The 22,200-nt window shown below is 67.3% G+C and carries 20 protein-coding genes; 11 read left to right on the plus strand and 9 right to left on the minus strand.

The window, feature by feature from the left end; genetic code table 11:
* The 7 genes from ABE483_RS06300 to ABE483_RS06330 all read left to right on the plus strand — a co-directional run bounded on the left by ABE483_RS06300 (position 1) and on the right by ABE483_RS06330 (position 6,305).
* Positions 1-1,578: a serine hydrolase domain-containing protein gene (locus tag ABE483_RS06300; RefSeq protein ID WP_346481344.1), complete on the plus strand. Its 1,578-nt coding sequence runs from the start codon at positions 1-3 to the stop codon at positions 1,576-1,578.
* Positions 1,532-2,269, plus strand: a complete 738-nt coding sequence (locus ABE483_RS06305) for a M15 family metallopeptidase (RefSeq protein WP_346481345.1) — start codon at positions 1,532-1,534, stop codon at positions 2,267-2,269. The genes ABE483_RS06300 and ABE483_RS06305 overlap by 47 nt, the downstream gene beginning before the upstream one ends.
* 43 nt (positions 2,270-2,312) lie before the next feature.
* Positions 2,313-2,690 carry a hypothetical protein gene (locus ABE483_RS06310; RefSeq protein ID WP_121042305.1) on the plus strand — a complete coding sequence of 126 codons (378 nt, stop codon included), beginning with the start codon at positions 2,313-2,315 and terminating at the stop codon, positions 2,688-2,690.
* A 219-nt stretch (positions 2,691-2,909) separates the two neighbouring features.
* On the plus strand, positions 2,910-3,326 hold the full coding sequence (locus ABE483_RS06315; protein ID WP_259262113.1) for an EF-hand domain-containing protein: 417 nt from the start codon (positions 2,910-2,912) through the stop codon (positions 3,324-3,326).
* A 108-nt stretch (positions 3,327-3,434) separates the two neighbouring features.
* On the plus strand, positions 3,435-4,187 hold the full coding sequence (locus ABE483_RS06320; protein WP_123731350.1) for an HAD family hydrolase: 753 nt from the start codon (positions 3,435-3,437) through the stop codon (positions 4,185-4,187).
* Positions 4,184-4,729, plus strand: coding sequence for a hypothetical protein (locus ABE483_RS06325; RefSeq protein WP_313211657.1), 546 nt, complete (start codon positions 4,184-4,186; stop codon positions 4,727-4,729). The genes ABE483_RS06320 and ABE483_RS06325 overlap by 4 nt, the downstream gene beginning before the upstream one ends.
* A 208-nt stretch (positions 4,730-4,937) precedes the next feature.
* The gene (locus ABE483_RS06330) at positions 4,938-6,305 is read left to right on the plus strand and encodes a VOC family protein (RefSeq protein ID WP_346481346.1); all 1,368 of its coding nucleotides are present in this window, start codon (positions 4,938-4,940) and stop codon (positions 6,303-6,305) included.
* A 395-nt stretch (positions 6,306-6,700) separates the two neighbouring features.
* Here ABE483_RS06330 and ABE483_RS06335 read toward each other — a convergent pair whose 3' ends face one another.
* Positions 6,701-8,215 (minus strand): acetyl-CoA hydrolase/transferase family protein, encoded by a 1,515-nt coding sequence (locus ABE483_RS06335; RefSeq protein ID WP_070471520.1) that lies wholly within the window; start codon positions 8,213-8,215, stop codon positions 6,701-6,703.
* Positions 8,216-8,590: 375 nt separating this feature from the next.
* Here ABE483_RS06335 and glnE point away from each other — a divergent pair, with 375 nt between their 5' ends.
* Positions 8,591-11,431, plus strand: coding sequence for a bifunctional [glutamate--ammonia ligase]-adenylyl-L-tyrosine phosphorylase/[glutamate--ammonia-ligase] adenylyltransferase (glnE, locus tag ABE483_RS06340; RefSeq protein WP_346481347.1), 2,841 nt, complete (start codon positions 8,591-8,593; stop codon positions 11,429-11,431).
* 222 nt (positions 11,432-11,653) lie between these two features.
* Here the strand turns inward: glnE and ABE483_RS06345 are convergent, their stop codons facing one another.
* The 5 genes from ABE483_RS06345 to ABE483_RS06365 all read right to left on the minus strand — a co-directional run bounded on the left by ABE483_RS06345 (position 11,654) and on the right by ABE483_RS06365 (position 15,327).
* Positions 11,654-12,208 carry a queuosine precursor transporter gene (locus ABE483_RS06345; protein WP_259261656.1) on the minus strand — a complete coding sequence of 185 codons (555 nt, stop codon included), beginning with the start codon at positions 12,206-12,208 and terminating at the stop codon, positions 11,654-11,656.
* A gap of 75 nt (positions 12,209-12,283) precedes the next feature.
* Positions 12,284-12,811: a hypothetical protein gene (locus ABE483_RS06350; protein ID WP_346481348.1), complete on the minus strand. Its 528-nt coding sequence runs from the start codon at positions 12,809-12,811 to the stop codon at positions 12,284-12,286.
* Between the two features lie 34 nt (positions 12,812-12,845).
* On the minus strand, positions 12,846-13,367 hold the full coding sequence (locus ABE483_RS06355; RefSeq protein WP_346481349.1) for a hypothetical protein: 522 nt from the start codon (positions 13,365-13,367) through the stop codon (positions 12,846-12,848).
* A 67-nt stretch (positions 13,368-13,434) separates the two neighbouring features.
* Complete coding sequence (locus ABE483_RS06360) at positions 13,435-14,298, minus strand: DUF2145 domain-containing protein (RefSeq protein ID WP_313211648.1); 864 nt, start codon at positions 14,296-14,298, stop codon at positions 13,435-13,437.
* 57 nt (positions 14,299-14,355) lie between these two features.
* The gene (locus tag ABE483_RS06365; RefSeq protein ID WP_346481350.1) at positions 14,356-15,327 is read right to left on the minus strand and encodes a mitochondrial fission ELM1 family protein; all 972 of its coding nucleotides are present in this window, start codon (positions 15,325-15,327) and stop codon (positions 14,356-14,358) included.
* Positions 15,328-15,456: 129 nt separating this feature from the next.
* Here ABE483_RS06365 and ABE483_RS06370 point away from each other — a divergent pair, with 129 nt between their 5' ends.
* Both ABE483_RS06370 and ABE483_RS06375 read left to right on the plus strand, forming a co-directional pair.
* A complete protein-coding gene (locus ABE483_RS06370; protein ID WP_088434587.1) occupies positions 15,457-16,047 on the plus strand; it encodes a malonic semialdehyde reductase in 591 nt (196 codons plus the stop codon).
* Positions 16,048-16,133: 86 nt separating this feature from the next.
* Positions 16,134-16,835 carry a YceI family protein gene (locus ABE483_RS06375; RefSeq protein WP_346481351.1) on the plus strand — a complete coding sequence of 234 codons (702 nt, stop codon included), beginning with the start codon at positions 16,134-16,136 and terminating at the stop codon, positions 16,833-16,835.
* Between the two features lie 254 nt (positions 16,836-17,089).
* On the opposite strand, the gene ABE483_RS06380 is transcribed toward ABE483_RS06375, so the two are convergent.
* The 3 genes from ABE483_RS06380 to ABE483_RS06390 all read right to left on the minus strand — a co-directional run bounded on the left by ABE483_RS06380 (position 17,090) and on the right by ABE483_RS06390 (position 18,976).
* Entirely contained in the window at positions 17,090-17,527 is a 438-nt protein-coding gene (locus tag ABE483_RS06380) for a hypothetical protein (protein ID WP_346466474.1), read from the minus strand.
* Positions 17,528-17,584: 57 nt separating this feature from the next.
* A complete protein-coding gene (locus ABE483_RS06385) occupies positions 17,585-18,382 on the minus strand; it encodes a siderophore-interacting protein (protein ID WP_346481352.1) in 798 nt (265 codons plus the stop codon).
* Between the two features lie 90 nt (positions 18,383-18,472).
* Complete coding sequence (locus ABE483_RS06390) at positions 18,473-18,976, minus strand: PadR family transcriptional regulator (RefSeq protein ID WP_346467202.1); 504 nt, start codon at positions 18,974-18,976, stop codon at positions 18,473-18,475.
* A gap of 469 nt (positions 18,977-19,445) precedes the next feature.
* Here ABE483_RS06390 and aceE point away from each other — a divergent pair, with 469 nt between their 5' ends.
* Positions 19,446-22,133, plus strand: coding sequence for a pyruvate dehydrogenase (acetyl-transferring), homodimeric type (gene aceE, locus ABE483_RS06395; protein ID WP_346464067.1), 2,688 nt, complete (start codon positions 19,446-19,448; stop codon positions 22,131-22,133).
* Positions 22,134-22,200 lie beyond the last annotated feature (67 nt).

The following is a 22,200-nucleotide window of genomic DNA, read 5'->3' on the forward strand; positions in this document are numbered from 1 at the left end:
ATGCCGTCACGCACCTCACCGCGCATCCCATCGCGCCTTCTCACGCTTGGCCTGTCCTGCACCCTGGCCCTCGCGCCCAGCGCACGGGCAGCCGACCCGGCCGATACCTTCAATCGCCTGCTCGATCAGACCGTCGCCCACGAACACCTGCCAGGCATCGCCATGGCCGTCGTCGACGATGGCAACCCCGTCTTCATCGGCACCCGTGGCGAGCGCCGCGCCGGGCAGGGCGAGGCCATCGATCCGGATACCCTGTTCAAGATCGCCTCGAACAGCAAGGCGATGACCGCCGCACTGCTCGCCCGGCTGGTCGACCGCGGTCTCCTGCGCTGGGACGATCCGGTCATCACGTACCTGCCGCAATTCCGCATGCATGACCCGTGGGTGACGCAGCAGATGCAGGTCCGCGATCTGCTGATCCACAACAGCGGCCTGGGCCTGGGGGCGGGCGATCTGATGCTGTGGCCCGAGCCCAACAGTTTCACCCGCCAGGACATCATCGCCGGGCTCGCCCACCTCAAGCCGGTCACCAGCTTCCGTAGCGGCTATGCCTACGACAACCTGATGTATGTGGTCGCCGGTGAAGTGGCCGCCGCAGCCGGTGGCAAACCTTACGATCAACTGCTGCGCGAGGAAGTCTTCTCGCCGCTGGGCATGGATCGCTGCCAGGTCGGCGCGTGGTCGGTGGCGGCGGTTGGCAACGTCGCCCAGCCACACACGCGGAAAGACGGCCGCAACGTGGTGCGCGGTGCCGATGGTGAGACCAGCGCCGATCTCACCTCGATGGCTGCCGGCGGCATCCGCTGCAGCCTGCGCGACATGACCCGCTGGATGCAGGTGCTGCTCGATCCGGCGCTCGTGCCCGGTTGGCTGAGCACGGCGCAGCGCCGCGCGCTCTGGACCGCGCACATGCCGATGCCGCTGGGCGAGCGCCAACGTCGCTGGGACAATGCACATGTGTCCGCCTATGGCTACGGCTGGCGCGTGTCGGACATGGACGGCCAGTGGAAGGTGGCCCACACCGGCACGCTGTCGGGCATGTATTCCTCGCTGGCGCTGCTGCCGGACCGCAAGGTCGGCGTGGTGATCCTGATCAACAGCGACGCCGAGGATGCACGCACCGCGCTGATGCAGGCCGCATTGAAGACCTACACCGCACCGGACGACACGGCCGACGCGAGCCATTATCTGGCCCTGCTGGACCAGGAGCGCACCGGCCGCCGCGATGCCGGGCAGGTGCGCCCGGATACCGGCGCGCGCCGGGCCGCCTCGCTTCGCACCACCGCTGCCGCGCACGGCCGTTATCGCGATCCGTGGCTGGGCGAGGCGCTGCTCTGCCCGGAGCAGGGCGCGCTGCGTTTCACCGTCGCCAAGTCGCCGATGCTGCGCGGCCAGGTCATGCAGCTCGGTGAGCGCTGGCTGGTGCAGTGGGATACGCTCGGGGCCGATGCCGAGCCGTGGTTGCAGTTGCAGCCCGGCGCGACGCCCGCCCTGACCTTGTCCGCGATCGATCCGGAGATCGACTTCAGTTATGACTACCAGGACCTGCACTTCACCCGCACCGGCGATTGCCCGTAGCGCGCTGCTGCTGGCGTTGCTGGCCGGCAGTGCCCACGCGGCAGCGCCAGCGGTCACGATCTCGTCCGCGCGCGATGTGGCCGAGGCCGGACTGGTCGACATCCGCACGCTGGCCCCGGCGATCGAACAGGACATCCGCTACGCCGGCCCCGACAACTTCACCGGCCAGCGTGTGCCCGGCTATGACGCGCCCAAGTGCTATCTGCTTGCCCCGGCGGCCGCCGCGCTCGCACAGGTGGAGGCCGACCTGCGCGCAGAAGGCTACGCGCTGCGTCTCTACGATTGCTACCGCCCGGCTCACGCGGTGACGGCCTTCGTCGCCTGGGCACAGGATCCCAAGGAGCAGTCGCGCAAGGCCCTGCAGTACCCGGACCTCGACAAGCCGGCCCTGCTCGGTGGCTACATCGCCGAGACCTCCGGCCACAGCCGGGCCGCGACGGTCGACCTGACCCTGCTCGATTGCCGCACCGGCCCCTGCGCGCCGGTGGACATGGGCACCGACTTCGATTTCTTCGGCCCGCGCGCGCATACCGATGCGCCGGAGATCAGCGCGGCCCAGCGCAGCCACCGCCAGCACCTGCGCCAGGCGATGGCCCGGCATGGCTTTGCCAACTACCCGATGGAATGGTGGCATTTCACCCTGCAGCCCGAGCCGGCGCCGACCACGGCCTACGATGTGCCGGTCCGCTGAGGCGCACCGCTACACTGTGCGCTGACCGCCGGATCGGACCACGATGAACCTGCCGCTGCACGTTGGATTGCTGGGAACGCTGGAGGCAGGGCTGATCGCGCTGTTGGTCGGGCTGCTGGTGTATGCGCTGTGGCATCGCCTGTGCCGCTGGGCAGGCTGGACCGACGGGCATGCGATCGGCTGGGCCTGCGTGATCGCGGTGGTGGCCTCGGCCGGCATCGATGCGTGGAATCTCTTCTATATGGGCATGATGCGGCTGGAGTCGCCGCTGTATGCGCGGTTGTTCCTCGCCGGTATCCATGATCCGAACGAGCTGGGCTCGCGCGTGGTGCTCGAAGTGGCCGGCGCGATCGGCGGTGTTGCACTGGGGTGGCTTCTGTTCAGTTCCCGCTCAGGCGAAAAAAACAGCAACACCGCGTGAGATTGCGTTCGCATCCGGTTAAATTCCGGGCCAATGAATGGGCGTGTTACCAACTGCTCACCTGCGGCTAACCACTGCGGTAATGCACGCGTTCGCGCAGGTGGTTAAGGCTGCGTGCGCAGCGCGGTCGAGGGGCAATATCGATTCACAAACGGGGTGGCAGTGTGGGGCCGTGCGGAAACAACAGGCCGCGCAATACCTACCAAGGAGACCACCCCAATGACTATTCGCAACCGCAAGCCCCTGATCGCCCTGATCGTCGCCGCAGGCAGTGTGCTGGCCATTCCGGCGATGGCCCAGTCGGCACAGCAGAGTGCCGCGCAGGCGCAGAATCAGGCCGCCCAGGCACAGCAGGCGGCAGCGCAGGCGGGCGACGCAGCAGATACCGCTGCCAACGCCGCCGCACAGGCCTCCGCGCAGGCCGGTGGTGGCGGTGGCCAGACGTGGGCCAGCGTCGATACCGACGGCAACGGCACCATCAGCAAGGCCGAGGCACAGGTGAACGCGGGCCTTGCCCAGGTGTTCGACCAGGCCGACACCAACAAGGACGGCGAGCTCTCGCCGGATGAATACAAGGCGTACGTGGCCGCCCAGCAGGGCAAGGCCGCCGGCAACGGCGCCCAGCAGAGCAAGTAAGGACCGGGGACACCGGTAGCGCAGTGAGGGGGAAAGGGCGGCCTCGGCCGCCCTTTCTTTATGCGCCGCGGGGTGGGGTCGCTGGGCCGCTGTTGGTATCCTTGGCCGATGATGACTTCCCTGCCCACGCCGCAAGGCGCTATCGGCCTGGTTGGTTTTGACGGTGATGACACGCTGTGGAAGAGCGAGGATTTCTACCGCAAGGCCGAGCAGGACTACCTGGATATCCTGTCGCGCTACATCGACGTGCACGACACGCAGACCGCGCGCCACCTGCTGGAAGTGCAGCAGCGCAATCTCGGTGTGTTCGGCTATGGCGTGAAGGGCATGACCCTGTCGATGGTGGAAGCCGCCATCGAGATCACCAACCAGACCATCAGTGCCCGCGACCTGCAGCAGATGCTGGACATCGGCCACGACACCCTGCGCCACCCGGTCGAGCTGATCGACGGCGTGCGTGAGTCGGTCACCGAGATCGCCCGCGATTACCCGGTCGTGCTGATCACCAAGGGCGACCTGTTCCATCAGGAGGCCAAGATCAAGGTGGCCAACCTGCGCGACCTGTTCCCGCGTATCGAGATCGTCTCCGAGAAGGACCCGGAAACCTATGCCCGCGTGCTGGAGGAGTTCGATCTGCCGATCAAGCGCTTCGTGATGGTCGGCAATTCGCTGCGCTCGGACATCGAACCGGTGATCACCCTCGGTGGCTGGGGCATCCACACTCCCTACGCGGTGACCTGGGCGCACGAGACCCAGCACGGCGTGGCCGACGACGAACCGCGCATGGTCGACGCGCCGACCGCCTTCGACTGGCCGCAGGCCCTGCGGACCATCGAAGCCAAGGCCGCACAGGCCGGATGATGCGCGCCGGCCTGCTCGCGCTGCTGCTGATGCTGCCCTGGGCAGCCGCGGCCGAGCAGACCCCGGAGCAGTCCGCCGCCTACGTGGTGGACACCGGCGATGCCTGGGTGGACACCCAGCTGCAGGACATCAACCACTACGCCGAGCGCTACCCGGACAGCTTTCTGGATGAAGTCTCGCGCTATGCCGGCGTCTCGCGCGGCTACATCGCCGCGCTGATGCACACTCACGGTTGGCAGGCGGGCGACATCTACTTCGCCTGTTTCTGGGCGCATGTGATCGAACGTTCCTGCCGCGAGAGCGTGCAGGCGTGGTCGCGCGCAGTGCCGCAGGAGGGCGAGGCCAAACGCTGGGAAGCGGTGGTGACCGAGCTGCCGGTCACGCCGACCAACCTGCACTGGCGCGCCTTGCGCCACGCCATCGTCGCCAGCCATGACCACTGGGACCGCCCGGTGAAGCTCGACGCCACGCTGCAGCGCCAGCTGGGCAACCGCGAGCAGCGCCAGCGTGCGGCGAGCAGTCCCACGCCACCCGCGCGCTGAGTTGCCGCGCACGCATCCACCGGGTGCCATCGGGTAGAGCCACCCCATGGGTGGCTGCCCTTTGCGACCATTGCATTCCGTGCAGCCACCCATGGGGTGGCCCTACCCGGTTGTCCCTTTGTTGCTGTGCAGATCGCGGTAACCCACGCCCTCGGCGACAATGCAGCGCTTGCTGCACCTTCCCCCGTGATCCGTTGCCGAGTACGTCATGAGCACCGACCGTTTCGTTTCACCCGACGATATCCGCAGCCTGTTCGCGCAGGCGATGTCCACGATGTACCGCACCGAGGTGCCGCTCTACGGCACGCTGGTCGACCTGGTGGCTGAGATCAACGACGCCGTGCTGACCGCCAACCCGGCGCTGGCCGAGCAGCTGGACCGCACTGACGAACGTGCCCGCCTCGACCAGGAACGCCACGGCGCGATCCGGGTCGGCACCGCCGAAGAGCTGGCCACGCTGGGCCGCCTGTTCGCGCTGATGGGCATGTACCCGGTGGGTTACTACGACCTCTCGGTGGCCGGCGTGCCGGTGCATTCCACCGCCTTTCGCCCGCGCACCGCGCAGGCGCTGGCGCGCAATCCATTCCGCGTGTTCACTTCGCTGCTGCGGCTGGAGCTGATCGAGAACGCCGCGCTGCGCGAGCAGTCCGCTGCCATTCTTGCCCAGCGCCGGATCTTCACCGACACCGCGCTGGCCCTGATTGCGCAGGCCGAACGCGAGGGCGGCCTCGACGAGGCCGATGCGCGCCGCTTCGTCATCGAGGCGCTGGAGACCTTCCGTTGGCACGGCGATGCCACGGTATCGCTGGACACCTATCACGCGCTGCATGACGCGCACCGGCTGATCGCCGACGTGGTCAGCTTCCGTGGTCCGCACATCAATCACCTGACCCCGCGCACGCTGGATATCGACGCCGCGCAGGCCGGCATGCTCGCCCGTGGCATCGACGCCAAGGCGGTGATCGAAGGTCCGCCACCGCGGCGGTGCCCGATCCTGCTGCGCCAGACCAGCTTCAAGGCGCTGGAAGAAACCGTGCACTTCCCCTCGGGGGAGGCTGGGGATGCCGGCACGCATACCGCGCGTTTCGGTGAGATCGAACAGCGGGGCCTCGCCCTGACGCCCAAGGGCCGTGCGCTGTATGACCAGCTGCTTGCGCAGGCGCGCGACAGCGGTGGCGCCGGGAGTACCGGTCAGGATTACCCGACGCGTCTGGCCGCGGCATTCACCGCCTTCCCGGACGACCACGACACCCTGCGCCGCGAGGGTCTGGGGTACTACCGCTACGCCCTGACCGACGCCGGTCGCGCCAACCCGGCCGCCGTTGCGGATCTCCCGGCCGAAGCGCTGATTGCCGCCGGTCTGGCCAGCGCCGACCCGATCGTCTACGAGGATTTCCTGCCGGTCAGCGCCGCGGGCATTTTCCAGTCCAATCTCGGCGGCGACGAACAACGCGCCTACGCCGGGCACGCCAACCGCGATGCCTTCGAGCAGGCGCTGGGCATGACGGTGGAGGACGAGTTCGCGATCTACGAGCGGCTGCAGGCCGAATCGCTGGCGAGCCTGCGGAACCGCTGACGGCGAGCGATCGCTGACCGCGTGGTGACCGCCCTGCGGACGGGATCCTGAACCACGCGGGGGCCGCTCCCCGGGTAGTGCCGGCCGCTGGCCGGCTCTTCATGTACCAAACGCGCATCCGGGCTTGCGGACGGTAATGCGTGGAGCCGGCCAGCGGCCGGCACTACCACGAAACAGAACGCCCCGGTCCATGCATCGCAACACGGAAACAGAACGCCCCGGTCCGTGCATCGCAACACGGAAACAGAACGCCCCGGTCCGTGCATCGCGACACGGAAACAGAACGCCCCGGTCCGTGCATCGCGACACGGAAACAGAACGCCCCGGTCCGTGCATTGCAACACGGAAACAGAACGCCCCGGTAGGTACCGACCGTTGGTCGGTACCGTGCAGCATCAGGCCTTCATCGTCCCGGTATCCAGCCACCGCTGGTGCCATGACAGCGCTTCGGGCAGCAGGTGCGGGGTGTGCTTGCCATAGCTCTCGCGGCTGGCGCGGTCGAAGTAATCATTCAACTGATCGCGGAAATCCGGATGCGCGCAGTTGTCGATCACCACCCGCGCACGCTTGCGCGGGGTCAGGCCGCGCAGATCGGCCAGGCCCTGTTCGGTGACGATGACCGACACATCGTGCTCGGTGTGATCCACGTGGCTGACCATCGGCACAATCGCCGAGATGCTGCCGTTCTTCGCCGTCGAAGGACTCAGGAACGCGGACAGGAAACCGTTGCGCGCGAAATCGCCCGAGCCGCCGATGCCGTTCATGATCCGGCTGCCCATCACGTGCGTCGAATTGACGTTGCCGTACAGGTCGGCCTCGATCATGCCGTTCATGCCGATGCAGCCCAGGCGGCGCACCAGTTCCGGATGGTTCGAGATTTCCTGCGTGCGCATGATGATGCGCTCGCGGTAGAAATCGATGTGTTCCTTGAAGGTCTCGTTCGCCTGCGGGCTCAGCGCGAAGCCGGTGCAGGAGGCGTAGCTCAGCACGCCATCGCGCAGCAGATCGAGCATGCCGTCCTGGATTACTTCGGTGAACGCACTCAGATCGCGGAAGCCGCTCTTGGCCAGCCCGGCCAGCACCGCGTTGGGAATGTTGCCGACGCCGCTCTGCAGCGGCAGCAGGTTGGCTGGCAGGCGGCCCTTGGCCACCTCGTGCTTGAGGAACTCGATCAGGTACTGCGCGATCTGCTCGCTGGTGGTGTCGATCGGGCTGAACGGGCTGTTGCGGTCCGGGCCGTTGGTGCGCACGACGGCGACGATCTTGTCCGGGTCGCAGCGCAGCGCGGTCTCGCCGATGCGGTCGTTGGCGTGCACCAGCGGAATCGGCTTGCGGTGCGGCGGCAGCGCGGTGCCGTAGTAGATGTCGTGCATGCCGTCCACGCCGGCCGGCTGCCATTCGTTGACCTCGACGATCACCTTCTTGGCCAGGTCCAGCCAGGTCTTGTTGTTGCCGACCGAAGTGGAGGGCACCAGCGAGCCATCCTCGCGGATCGCCGAGACCTCGATCACCGCGGTATCGATATCGCCATAGAAGCCGAACCACACGTGCTGGGCGACATGGCTGAGGTGGATATCGATGTAATCCAGCTTGCCCTCGTTGATGCGGTTGCGCGCATCCGGGTCGCTCTGGAAGGGCATGCGCATCGCGATGCCATCGGCCTTGGCCAGCGCGCCATCCAGCTCCGGCGCGGTCGAGGCGCCGGTCATCAGGCTGATCTGGAAGGGCAGGCCCTGGGCGTGCACCGCTTCGATGCGCTGCGCCAGCGCGACCGGCACCGCCTTGGGATAACCTGAACCGGTAAAGCCGCTCATGGCGACGGTTTCACCCGGCTGGATCAGGGCGGCGGCAGCTTCGGCGGAGACAACGCGGTCACGCAGACGCGCGTTTGCAATGCGATCGACAGACATGACGACAACGTTTTTGGGGGGATCTCCATTATCGGCGATCCACGCAGGGGCAGGGGTTCTACCTTGGTGGGATGGCGTTTTCACTTCGTCGCTCCCCTGTTCAGGTTTCCGGCCTACTTCTGTACCCGCAAGTATTGTTTTGCAGTGCAGCGTGCAAGTTCGTCGCCAACCCTAGAAGATCGACCTGCATCCCGACGTGGGGGAGGGAGCAGAGCCCGCTGGCAGTTCGCTGCAAGCGGGCTTTTTTATGTCTCGCCTTCGGAACACCGGGGCGCCGATGGGTCTCGCGCGTCGACACGCGCCCGGTCATGACCGCGCAACCGGTGAACACGCTTCCTGCCCTGCAGGGCGACCCGCGCCGGGCATAATCTCCTCATGCCGATCTCCGACCTCGCCGCGCCCGCGCGCGTCCCCGACGCCCTTGTTCCCCTGGTTGATCGCGCTTTGGCGCGCCTGGCCCTTTCGCTTACCGACGCCGGCCACTGGCCGCCTCCGGCGCCCGTGCTGGAGACCCTGCGCGCGCTGGCCGTCACCAGTGACTTCGCCATCGACACCCTGTGCCGACAGCCGGCGCTGTTGTCGCATCTCACCCAGGAGGGCTGCCCACCGCTGCCCCTGCCGGAACTGGATCCACTCCAGCCCAGCGAATGGCAGCAGCGCCTGCGCCGCTACCGCACCGCCGCCTCCACCCGCCTGATCTGGCGCGACCTGACCGGGCAGGATGACGTGCCTGCCACCCTTGGCGGTGCCACCCGGTTGGCGGAGGAGTGCCTGCAGCTCGCACTCTCCGCGCTGGAGCAGGAATTTACCGGCCGCCATGGCGTGGTCCGTGCGGCGGACGGCAGCGCGCAGCAGCTGGTCGTGTTCGGGCTGGGCAAGCTGGGCGGTGGTGAACTCAATTTCAGTTCGGACGTGGACCTGGTCTACGCCTACCCGCAGGGCGGCGAATCCGATGGCGCGCGCCCGCTCGCCGCCGAGGAATACTTCGCGCGCCTCGGCCAGCGCCTCGCGCGGTTGCTCGATGACACCACCGTGGATGGCTTCAGCCACCGCGTCGATCTGCGCCTGCGCCCCTTCGGCAATGCCGGGCGCGTGGCGCTGTCGTTCGCCGGTATGGACCAGTACTTCCAGCGCGAAGGCCGCGACTGGGAGCGCTATGCCTGGCTGAAGGCGCGTGCCGTCGCCGGTGATATCGCTGCGGGCGAAGCGTGGCTGCAGACCCTGCGCCCGTTCGTCTACCGCCGCTATCTGGATTTCACCGCGCTCGATGGCCTGCGCGAGATGAAGGCCGCGATCACCGCAGAAGTGTCGCGCCGCGAGATGCACGACGACATCAAGCGCGGCCCCGGCGGCATCCGCGAAATCGAATTCCTCGCGCAGGCCCTGCAGCTGATCCGCGGCGGCCGCGAAGCCCCACTGCGCGAGCGTCGTCTGCTGCACGCGCTGCCGGCGCTGGTCGCCTCCGGCCAGATGGCCGAGCAGGATGGCGCCGACCTGCTGCATGCCTACGGGTTCCTGCGGCGCCTGGAAAACCGCCTGCAGATGCTGCGCGATGCACAGACGCATGCGTTGCCCACCGATACCACCGACCGCCTGCGTATCGCCAGCGGACTCGGTTACGAAGACTGGGACGCGCTGGTTGCCGCGCTGGATGTGCAGCGCGAGCGCGTCAGCACCGAGTTCGCCGCGCTGCTCGCACCGCGCCGTGGCCAGGCCGCGCCGGATGCACTGGCCAGCTACTGGCGCGGCCTGCCCGACAACGGCAGCGCCGAGGTGCTGGCCGAAGCCGGCTTCTTCGATGCCGGCAGCGCCGATCAATCGCTGCGCGACTTCGCGCAGAGCTCCGGGGTGAAGTCCTTGTCCGATGCCGCGCGTGCGCGCCTGGACCGCGTGCTGCCGGCGCTGCTGCACGCCGCCACGCGCTCACCGCAGCCAGATGCCGCGCTCAAGCGCGTGCTCGGCCTGCTGCAGGCGATTCTGCGCCGGACCAGCTATCTCGCCCTACTCGACGAACAGCCCAGCGCATTGGCGCGCCTGGTCGACGTGCTTGCACGCAGCGCACTGCTGGCCGAGCGTCTGGCGGCGTATCCGCTGCTGCTCGATGAACTGCTGGACGTGCGCGTCTCCGGTCCGATGCCGGACGCCGCGGGCATGCAGGCCGAGTGCGCTGTCGCGCTGACCATCGATGATCCCGAAGCCGCGCTGCGCCTGCTCAACGAGACCCGGCTGGCGCTGAGCTTCCGCATGGCGATGGCCACGCTGGATGGTCGCCAGCGCGCGGTCGACACCACCCGACAACTGGCTGAACTCGCCCAAGCTGTCGTCGTCACCGTGCTCGCGCTGGTGCAGGCCGACATGCAGCGCCAGCACGGCGGCATTCCCGGCGGGCGTTTCGCCATCATCGGTTACGGCAGCCTGGGCGGACTGGAGCTGGGCTTCGGCTCGGACCTGGATCTGGTCTTCCTGCACGATCACCCGGCCGATCAGGACAGCAGCGACGGCCCCCGCCCGCTGGACCCCGGCCGCTGGTATGCGCGCCTGGCGCAGAAGGTGATGGCGATGCTCGGCGCGGTCACCGCCGCCGGCCGCCTGTACGACATCGACGTGCGTCTGCGCCCGGACGGTGGCAAGGGCGCGCTGGTGTCCTCACTGGCCAGTTACACCGAATACCAGCGCGAACGCGCCTGGACCTGGGAGCACCAGGCACTGGTGCGCGCCCGCGCCATCGCCGGTGATGACTCGCTGTTGGCCGACTTCGAACGGGTGCGCGCGCAGACGCTGGCGCGCCCGCGCGACAACGCCGTGCTCTACAGCGACGTGCTGAAGATGCGGGCGCGCATGCGTGCCGAACTGGACCGCAGCGATGCCGCACGGCTCGACCTCAAGCAGGGCGCAGGTGGCATTGTCGATCTCGAATTCCTGCTGCAGACCGGCGTGCTCGACAGCGCCGTTACGCACCCGCAGGTGGTGCAACCGCGCGATACCCCCAGCCTGATCGACGCGCTGGCCGACATCGCCTGGCTGCCCGGCGGCACCCGCGCTGGCCTGCATGAGGCGCATGCGGCGCTGCTGGATGTGGGCCTGGCCTGCACGCTGGACCGCCGCCCACGCCTGGCGCCACCGACACCTGCATTGGAAGCAGCACGCGCGATGATCATCGCGGCAAGCGATGCGGCGGGGTTGCCGTTCCAGCAACAGATCGATGTCGTCAGCTGACGGCGGTTTGCACCGTCACCGACCTCGAACCGCTCTGGCACCGGTAGTGCCGGCCGCTGGCCGGCTCCCATGAACTCTGCAGAGCCGGCCAGCGGCCGGCACTACCCATCGTGATGCCCGACCGATAGCGATTCCCGGCCGATAGCGATACCCGACCGATAGCGATGCCCGACCCAGGGTGATGCCCGACCGCCAGCGCTACACCGGGCGATCGGCGCGATGTCACACCGCGCGCGGCGCCATCTTCCACAGCAACGCGCGGAACGGCGCCAGCAGGAACACGCCGATGGTCAGCTTCACCGCCAGATCGCCCAGCGCCCAGCTCACCCACGGCAGGCTGGAACCGGCGAACGCGATGCTCCAGAAAATCGTCGTATCCAGCGTCGCGCTGCAGGTGGTCGCCACCATCGGCGCGCGCCACCAGTGCCCACGGCGCAGCCGGTCGAACACGGTGATGTCCAGCAGCTGCGCAGCGATGAAGGCCAGGCACGAGGCCACCGCGATCCGCGGCGTGGCGATCCAGATCGACAGCAGCACCGCCAACGCAAACCCGGCCCAGGCCACCCGCCGTGCCGCCTCCGGCCCAAAGCGGCGGTTGATCAGATTGCTGACCAGGAACGCCACCGGGTAGCTGAAAGCGCCCCAGGTGAGCCAGTCGTTGATCGGGTACTGCACCAGCACGTTCGAACCCAGCACCACCGCGCCCATGGCCAGCACCGCCAGCAACAGCGAGCGCGGGGTCAATGGGGCAAAGGCAATGGCAGGACGCGCGGACATGGCGAGCCGGAAGAGTCAGGGGAACGGCGGATTATCCGGGCTTGGCCGACCGAGGGCCAGCCCGGGCCGGTTCAGTCAGAAGCGTTCGCTCATGCTGGTAGCCGCCGCATCCTGGGTCGGCAGGAACGCCAGCGCGGCGCCTTCGGCATCGGCCACCATCCAGCCCGCGCCGGCCGGGGTCGGGGTGAACGCCAGCACATCGCCGACCTTCACGCCGGCCGCCGGGTTGTCGGCACGCGCCGGCCATGCCACCACGGCCGGTGCATCCGGGGCCTGCGGGTTCTTCAACTCCACCTCGTAGCTGCCGTCCGGTTGCTGCGCTACGCGCTCCACGGTGAGTGGCGGCATCGGCGCGGCCTTCTGTCGCTTTGCGGCCCGGGCGGCGCGGTTGTGCGGCATGGCGGCGTCATGCAGTTCGCTCACGCCCAACGCACTGAGCCAGACCGGGGCGGTGATCACCGCCAGGCTCACCACCGAGGTGGTGAGGACGCTGCTGGTGACCGGTGAGGCATTGCTGAGGTTCTGGGCGGTGACCGGCAGGCTGGTCGCGAGCAAGGCCAGCGCCAGCAGTGGCGCAGCGGCAGGACGGGATATCCGGTTCATTCAATAGCTCCAGAAGACAGCGGACAGCGAGGGGTTACCAACGTGTACTCGGCTGCGCCGCCGCCGCATCGATGGGCAGGAAGGCCAAGGCCGTGCCCTCGGCCGTGGTCACCGTCCAGCCGGCGCCGCCCTGGGTGGGTGTCAGCGCCAGTACGTCGCCCACCGCCACCGCGGCTGCCGGGTTGTCCTCGCGCGCAGGCCAGGCAATCACGGCCGGCTCATCCGGTGCCTGCGGGTTCTGCAGGGCCATTTCGAGGCCGCCGTCGGGCGTGCGTTCCACCTTCTCCACGGTGAGCGGCGGCAGCGGACCGGCTTTGCCACGTGCGTCCTTGGCCGCGCGGCTGCGTCGGGCCGAAGCATCGCTGGCCTTGCTCAGGCCGGCCGAGACCAGCCACACCGGTGCGGTCACCACGACCACGCTCACCACCGAGGTGACGATGACGCTGCTGGTCACCGGGTGATTGATGCCCACCACCTGCGCGGGCGCGGGCAGGCTGGCCGCGCCTACGGCAATGGCCAGCAGCGGTGCAACGACTGCGCGCGAAACACGTGTCATCGAAGATCCTTCTGATGTCTCAACATGGGTCCGCAGTATGCCCGCTGGCGTGCTGCCCGCCGCGGACTCACGGTTTGGGGGCGGTAATGCCCTTCACCGGCACATGCGGCACGGCCAGCTCCTGCTGCAGGCTGCTGCGCAGTTGCAGGAAGTCAAAGATCGATTCCACCGTCACCACTGAGTAGTTGCCGGAAATGCGCTCGCTGGCCGGGTGGTCGGTAACGGCGGCATTGGGCACGAAGAAGCGCGCGCCCAGCCGCTTGGCCACGCCGATGTGCAGCGTGCTGGGGGTATACATGTGCCGCTGCAGCCATTGCTGGGCCTGGGTACGGTTGACGATCAGGGTGCGCTCTTCCACCTGCGCCATCGCCGCGCCCAGCACTTCCAGCACCCATTGGTTGGAATTCTGGTACTCGGTGCGGAACGGATAGGCCACCACGCTGTAGCGCGCCTCGTGCAGCGCCTTGGCCTGGATCGCCGGCTGGGTGAGCATCGCCTTGAGTGCATCGCGCAGCGCAGGTGTCGGCACGCCGATGCGCAGGTCGGTATGGCTGGAGGTTTCGCCGATGAAGGTGGCGACCCCTTCGCGGAACAGGTGCGACTCGGCGGTCTTGCACGGATTGAGCAGGTGCACCGCGCGCCACTGGCCGTCGTCTTCGCGCAGCAGGAAGGCCAGATGGCTGTGGCGCAGGCCGTACTTGCTCAGGTCCTGGCCACCGCGGGCGATCAGCACCACATCCACGCCCTCGAGTGCATCCAGCGCGTCGGTGGTGGCCAAGGCCACATCGAACATGGAGGCCAACGCGGCCGGCGTGGGATAGCGTTCGGTGCACTGCGGTTCGGCGTGTGCGGTCAGCGTAGCGCCCAGCAATACAGCACACAGCAGGGCGGGATGCAGGCGCTTGATCAGCGCAGCGCAGGGTACGTCCATGTCACACGGTCTCCGGCGGCACCGGCCGCGGCCGCATCATAACGCTGCGCGATGCCGTCAGGCCTGAATCCCCAACCGCGCACGTACTTCATCGGCAACGCGCGTGGTCTCGCGCAGCGGCTCGATGCGGCCCTGCGTCTGCCAGTCCAGCCAGCGCGTCTGCAACCGGCCACGTTCGCGCAGCGCGTGCTGGAAGTGTGCGAGTCGCCCTTGCGCCTGGTCGGCCAGGGCCACGGCGACCGGCATGCGCGTGGCGCACGCTTCAGAAAGCAGGTTCACCGAATCCGGCGAGACCACCACGCGGTTGGCCCAGCCCAGCAGCCCGGCATACGGGTTCACGCCGTCGCCGCCATCGCCCCAGATCACATTCGGTACCTCGGCAAACGCACTGCGCAGCGCCCCGACCAGGGCCGGTGGGGTACGTCGCGAGGTCGTGGCCAGCAGGCTGCCGCCGTCCTCGCGCAGCTGGGACGCGAGCTGCTGGAACACCTGCACCATGTCCGGCTCGTGCCAGGGCGCATGCGGGGTCGGCCCACCGACCAGCAGCGCGGTGCGCGGGCCGGGCAGGGCGCTGAACGCGGCGAATGCCGCACGGCCGCAGGCCAGCCAGTCATCGTTGACCGGATTGAGGCTGCCCAGCAGGGTGAGCACGTTGCTGCCGCGCAGGCGGTCGTGTTCGGGCACGACCAGCAGGTCCCAATGGCGCGGGCTGAGGCGAGGGTCGAGGATCTGGACGACCCTGGTGCCACGGCGGCGCAGTTCGCGCAGCGCGCCGGCGGCCTGGCGGCCACACCCAATGGCCAGTTCGGGTACCTCGGTGGCAAGCGTGGCGAAGGCCTCGCCGTAGCCGTTGGCGGCACCCGGCAACCAGCGCGGGGCCAGCCAGCGCCAGGGCGCGCGCGGGGTGAGCACCAGCGGACGATGCGCCCCCAGCTTCAATGCCGTGGCCAGGGCCACCGCCTGCCGCACATTGCCGGCACGGCCGTCAGTGATCGTCCAGGGCGGACTCCATCGTTTCACGTATGGCATTAATTCGTTTCAGTCAGGCTGGGTGTTGCAACTGTCGCGACACTCTACACTGCCAGCCTTCGCCGATCGCGCGGTCGCCCTGCCACGGTAGCCGATGCGCGAACGATTCCCCTTGTTTCCGGAGGCTTCATGTCCCACGTCCTTGACGATGCTGCGCTCGATCAGTTGTTCCGTACCGCCCGCACCCAGAACGCCTTCCTTGATAAGCCGGTCGACGACAGCCAGCTGAAGGCGCTGTACGAGTTGCTGAAGTGGGGCCCGACCGCCGCCAACGGCAGCCCGGCACGCTTCGTGTTCGTGAAATCCCCGGAAGCCAAGGCCAAGCTTGCCCCGGCCCTGTCCGAAGGCAACCACGACAAGACCCTGGCCGCCCCGGTCACGGTGATCGTCGCCTTCGACGAAGACTTCCACGAGAAGCTGCCGTTCCTGTTCCCGCACACCGATGCCAAGGCGTGGTTCGATGGCCCGCGTGAAGGCCGCACCGAAGGCGCGTTCCGCAATGGCAGCCTGCAGGGCGCCTACCTGATCCTGGCCGCGCGCGCGCTGGGTCTGGATGCCGGCCCGATGTCCGGGTTCGACAACGCCAAGGTCGACGAAGCCTTCTTCAAGGGCACCGCGATCAAGTCGAATTTCCTCGTCAACCTGGGGTACGGTGACGCCTCGGGCCTGTTCCCGCGGCTGCCTCGCCTGTCCTTCGACGAAGCCGCCCGCATCGCATAAGCGTTACCGCCGGATCGTGGCCCGTCCGTGCGGATGGGCTGCATGAATTTTTTTTCTTTTCCCTTCGATTACGAGAGAGACCTGACATGACCGTGACCCGCAAACTGCTGCTGCCGCTCGCCCTGACCCTGGCCATCGCCGCCTGCTCCAAGCCGGCCGACGAAGCCGCTGCTCCGGCCGCTGACGCGCCGGCCGCCACCGAAACCGCCGCCCCGGCGGCAGATGCTGCGGCTGCCGCCCCGGCTGCCGAGCCCATCCAGATCGCCTCGGGCACCTACAAGCTCGACCCGACCCACACCGACGTGCTGGTCCAGTGGAGCCACTTCGGCTTCTCGCACCCGACCGCCCACTTCGGCAGCGCCGAAGGTACCCTGGTGTATGACGCCGCTGACGTGACCAAGTCCACCGTGGAAGTGAAGCTGCCGCTGACCGGCCTGAACAGCTTCACCGCCAAGTTCGACGAGCACCTGAAGAGCGCCGATTTCTTCGACGCCGCCAAGTTCCCGGCCGCCACCTTCAAGAGCACCAAGGTGGAAGCCAACGGCACCAACAAGCTGACCGTCACCGGCGACCTGACCATCAAGGACATCACCAAGCCGGTGACCCTGGATGTCACCATCAACGGCGGCGGCGAGCACCCGATGGCCAAGGTGCCGGCGGCAGGCTTCGATGCCACCACCACCATCAAGCGCAGCGATTTCGGCGTCGGCGCGTACGCCCCGAACGTCAGCGATGAAGTGAACATCCGCATCACCACCGAGGCCACTGGCGAAAAGCCGGCTGCCTGAGTTTCTCCTCACTCGTCGTGAGAAGGCAGAAAGCCCGCCAATTGGCGGGCTTTCTTTTTTGTGCGACCGCCGATCGACACACGGTAGTGCCGGCCGCTGGCCGGCAACCAGGAATCCCGCCGAAGCGCAGGCACGCATGGCGTGGCTCTACCGTTGACGCGGCCGGGGTAGATCCACAGCGCAGCCACGCATGGCGTGGCTCTACCGTTGACGCGGCCGGGGTAGATCCACGTCATGCGTGGATATCAGCGCGATCAAGCCGCCGCCACCTGCGCGCTCACCTTGCCCAGCCACAGCGTGGTGAAATCGGTTGGCGTGCGCCGTGCCGGCGCGGTCAAGCCGCTCTCACGCAGGAACGCATGGGTGGCCTGCGCAAACGCCTGGCGGGCCAGCAACGCGGCCTGCTTCACCGAGGCCTGCTGCTTGCGCAGCTGCACGATCTGCAGGCTCGGCTTACCGGGCATCGCGTACTTCTGGTAACGGCGCAGTTCGTCGGCGACCAGGTCGATATCGATGTTCGCCTGCACCAGCGCGGCCTGCGCACGGGCCAATGGCACCAGGGCGGTGCGCAGCTGGGCGATGTGCTCGCCCACGGAAGGCGCCAACGCCGCCAGGGCGGCATCCAGCGCGGGATCGGCACGCTCGGCGCGGTCGATCAGATCGGTCAGTGCCGAAAGAGGAGAGGCTTGCATGAAAGGCACCGGCACAAAACGCGATTGTCGCATTCGCGGCCGGTGCCCGTCGCGGGCTCAGTCGTCGTGGTGCTCGCTGCCGTGGGCCTTCCAGTAGCCGGTGGAGCGGATCCAGTCCTTCGGCACGCCCAGGTGGCCCTCGATGTACTTGCGCATCATCCGGGCCCGGCGCGATTCGGCGGCGATCCAGTAGAAGGTGTCGCCGTCCGGTTCCTCGAAATCGGTCAGCACGTCTTCCAGCAGGGTGCTGCTGGCCGCGTCGAAGCCGTTGCGCTCCAGCCACGAGATGCGGATGCGGTCGTCCTCCGGCAACTCCTGGCGGTCGCCGGATTCGGGGATCTCGATGTAGACATCGGCATTGGCGCCGTCCGGCAGCGTCTCCAGCCAGCGGCCGATCGCCGGCAGCGCGGTTTCATCGCCGATCAGCACGTAGGTGTCGAAGTCATCGGCGGTCATGTGCGAGCCACGCGGGCCGCCCACGGCGATCGCATCGCCCGGCTGCGCGTTGGCGGCCCAGGTCGAGGCCAGGCCGTCGCCGTGCATGACGAAATCCAGCGCCAGCTCGTTGGTCTCCAGATCCCACCAGCGCGGGGTGTAATCGCGCGAGGGGGAGGGCGTTTGGCCTTCGGGGTAGCGCGGGCCTTCCGGGGTCATCGTCGGGACCACGAACTGGCCCTCGGCGTTGGGGAAGAACAGCTTGACGTGGTCGTCCGGCGAGGGCGAATCAAAGCCTTCCAGCGCCTCGCCCCCGACGATCACCCGGCGCATGCACGGGCTGATCTCTTCGGTGCGCAGCACCTGCAGCGGGCGGAACTTCACGGTATGACGGAGCAGTCGGTTTTCATGCAGAGCCATGGGAATACCTGGATCAGTGCCGCAGCGCGGCGTTGAGAAAGAAGGACCTGGCGGGCGGTGGCTGGCTGGGTCTGAAACGAAGAAGGAAGGTCAGCGGCCCTGCGCACGGATCCGCGCAGCGGCCTCGCGCAGCGCCTCGGCCACGGCAGCGGCGTTGTCGTCCTGCCAGCGGCCGTGGCACAGCCCCAGCGCGTGCTTGAGCTCGCGCAGTGCATCGCGCACGGACGGCGGCAGGTTGGCCTTGGTGATCGTGCGCGCGCTGTCGCGTACCCGGTGCACCGCGGCATCGACCTCGTCGCGCTGTGCCTCCAGTTCGGCCAGGCCCAGTGCGCTGAGCGCATACCGCTTGCGCCCACCGTCCTCGACCGCGCCAACCCAGCCGGCGGCCTCGAACTGCGCCAGCACCGGGTAGATCGAGCCCGCGCTGGGTGTGTAGACCCGCACGAACATGTCACTGATCAGCTGGATCAGCTCATAGCCGTGGCGGGGCTGGTCGGCGAGCAGGGACAGCACCAGCAGGCGCAGGTCGCCGCGGCTGAGCGGCCGGGCGGTCAGCGGGCGGGCAGGGCGGTCGAGGTCGCGCGGAGAGGTCATTTCGATATATCGAATGCAGTGGCGGAACGATATATCGAAAACTCCGGTTCGGCCAGCACTGGCGCACGCATGGCAGGGATGCGTTCAGGTCAATTCCTGCTGTGACGGTGCGTGCTTGTGGTGGAACACTGCGCGTGGTCATCGGCCTCCAACGCGTCCGATGATCCACGCCGATGCGCGTTCAAACGCCCCGTCCCCGCGCACGATCCACGCCAATCGCCTGCGCCGCAGCGCCTGCGCTGTCCATCGGTGTCCTGCTGACGCGCCGGTGTCATCGCCGCCGGCCAGGCTGAAATGCAGCGTGGAACCTTCCGGCGCGGCCCTCGCGCTGTCGCCCGCTGTCCTTCCGGACACGCCGGGATGGTTCCATACGCAACCGTAGCGAAGTAAGCAAACCCCTTGGTGCGCTACACTTTGCGGCTAGAAATCTAAAACAGTCGCGCGCGTGCGTGCGGTCATGGGAGCGCAAATGAACTGGTTGAACGAGGTGCTGAACAACGACCCGAATCCTGTGGAAACCCAGGAATGGATCGAGTCGCTGAAGGCCGTTATTGATGTCGAGGGCCCCGAGCGCGCGCATCAGCTGTTGGAAGGCATGGTGGAACTGACCCGTCGTTCGGGTGCTTACCTGCCGTTCTCTCCCACCACCGAGTACGTGAACACCATCGCGCCGACCCTGGAGGCCAAGAGCCCGGGCAACGCCGAACTGGAATGGCGCATTCGTTCCATCATCCGCTGGAACGCGATGGCGACGGTCGTGCGCGCCAACCGCAAGCCGGGCGACCTGGGCGGCCACATCGCCTCCTTCGCCTCCGGCGCCACGCTGTATGACGTGGGCTTCAACCACTTCTGGCGCGCCCCGAGCGAAGACCACCCGGGCGACCTGCTCTTCATCCAGGGCCACAGTGCCCCGGGCATCTATGCGCGTTCCTTCCTGGAAGGCCGCATCGACGAAGCCCAGCTGGACAAGTTCCGCATGGAAGTCGACGGCGGTGGCCTCTCCAGCTACCCGCATCCGTGGCTGATGCCCGATTACTGGCAGACCCCGACGGTGTCGATGGGCCTGGGCCCGCTCGCCGCGATCTACCAGGCGCAGTTCCTGCGTTACCTGGAAAACCGTGGCCTGATCGAGAAGTCCGACCGCAAGGTGTGGTGCTTCATCGGCGACGGCGAGAGCGATGAGCCGGAAACCCTCGGCGCGATCGCGCTGGCCGGCCGCGAAGGCCTGGACAACCTGATCTTCGTGGTCAACTGCAACCTGCAGCGCCTCGACGGCCCGGTGCGTGGCAACGGCAAGATCATCCAGGAACTGGAAGGTGTCTTCCGTGGCGGCGGCTGGAATGTCATCAAGCTGCTGTGGGGCGGTTACTGGGATGCCCTGCTGGCCAAGGACACCAATGGCGTCCTGCGCAAGCTGATGATGGAAACCGTCGACGGCGAATACCAGAATTGCAAGGCCTTCGGTGGCGCGTATACCCGCGAGCATTTCTTCGGCAAGTACCCGGAAACCGCTGCGATGGTCGCCGGCCTGTCCGACGACGATATCTGGCGCCTCAACCGTGGTGGTCACGATCCGCACAAGGTCTACGCCGCCTACCACCAGGCCGTGAACACCAAGGGCATGCCGACCGTGATCCTGGCCAAGACGGTCAAGGGCTACGGCATGGGCAGCGCGGGTGAAGCACTGAACCCGACCCACCAGACCAAGAAGCTGGATGACGACGCCGTCCGCCACTTCCGCGACCGCTTCAACATCCCGGTGACGGATGCGCAGCTGGCCGACGGCCAGGTGCCGTTCTACCACCCGGGCCCGGATTCGCCGGAAGTAAAGTACCTACAGGAACGCCGTGCCGCCCTGGGTGGCTATCTGCCGCAGCGCCGCCGCAAGGCCGAAAAGAGCTTCAACGCACCGAAGCTGGAAAGCTACGAGCGCCTGCTCAAGAGCAGCGGCGAGCGCAGCTACTCCACCACCATGGCCTTCGTGCAGAGCCTGAACATCACCCTGCGCGACAAGGAACTGGGCCCGCACATCGTGCCGATCGTGGCCGACGAAGCCCGTACCTTCGGTATGGAAGGCCTGTTCCGCCAGATCGGCATCTACGCGCCGTTCGGCCAGAAGTACAAGCCGGTTGATGCCGACCAGCTCATGTTCTACCGCGAAGACCAGAGCGGCCAGGTGCTGCAGCAGGGCATCAGCGAGCCGGGCGCCATTGCCTCGTGGATGGCCGCCGGTACCAGCTACTCGGTCAGCAACGTGCCGATGCTGCCGTTCTACATCTACTACAGCATGTTCGGCTTCCAGCGCGTGGGCGATCTTGCCTGGCAGGCCGCCGACATGCGTACCCGTGGCTTCCTGCTGGGCGGCACCGCCGGCCGCACCACGCTGAACGGTGAAGGCCTGCAGCACGAAGATGGCTTCAGCCATATCGTGGCCGGTGGCATTCCGAACGTGCGCAGCTATGACCCGACCTTCGGCTTCGAAGTGACGGTGATCCTGCAGCACGGCACCAAGGCCATGATGGAAGATCAGATTGATGAGTACTACTACATCACCCTGATGAACGAAAACTACACCCACCCGGAAATGCCGGAAGGCGCGGCCGACGGCATCGTCAAGGGCATGTACCTGCTCACCGACGCGGGCAAGCCGAAGAAGGGCGAGCTGCGCGTGCAGCTGCTGGGTTCGGGCACCATCCTGCGCGAAGCCATTGCCGCGGCCGAGCTGCTGGACAAGGACTTCGGCGTAACCGCCGACATCTGGAGCTGCCCGAGCTTCAACGAACTGCGCCGCGACGGCTTCGACGTGGAGCGCTACAACCGCTTCCACCCGGAAGGCGAGCAGCGCAAGGCGTTCGTGACCGAGCTGCTGGAAGGCCGCCAGGGCCCGGCCATTGCCGCCACCGACTACGTGCGTGCGTACGCGGACCAGATCCGCTCGTTCGTGCCAATGTCGTACACGGTGCTGGGTACCGATGGCTTCGGTCGTTCGGACACGCGTGCCAACCTGCGTCGCTTCTTCGAGGTTGACCGGTACTACATCGCGCATGCCGCGATTGCGGCGCTGGCTAAGGAAGGGAAGATGACGGCCAAGGATGTGGCGCGGGCGATCAAGCAGTACAAGATTGATCCTGAGAAGGCTAATCCTGTCGGGGTTTGATGATCCATAGTTGAGTTGCACAAAGGGAGGCTGAATTGCCTCCCTTTTTTTTTCTCAGTTTGAGATA

It is taken from the genome of Stenotrophomonas sp. TWI602, assembly GCF_039674045.1.
GTDB lineage: Bacteria > Pseudomonadota > Gammaproteobacteria > Xanthomonadales > Xanthomonadaceae > Stenotrophomonas.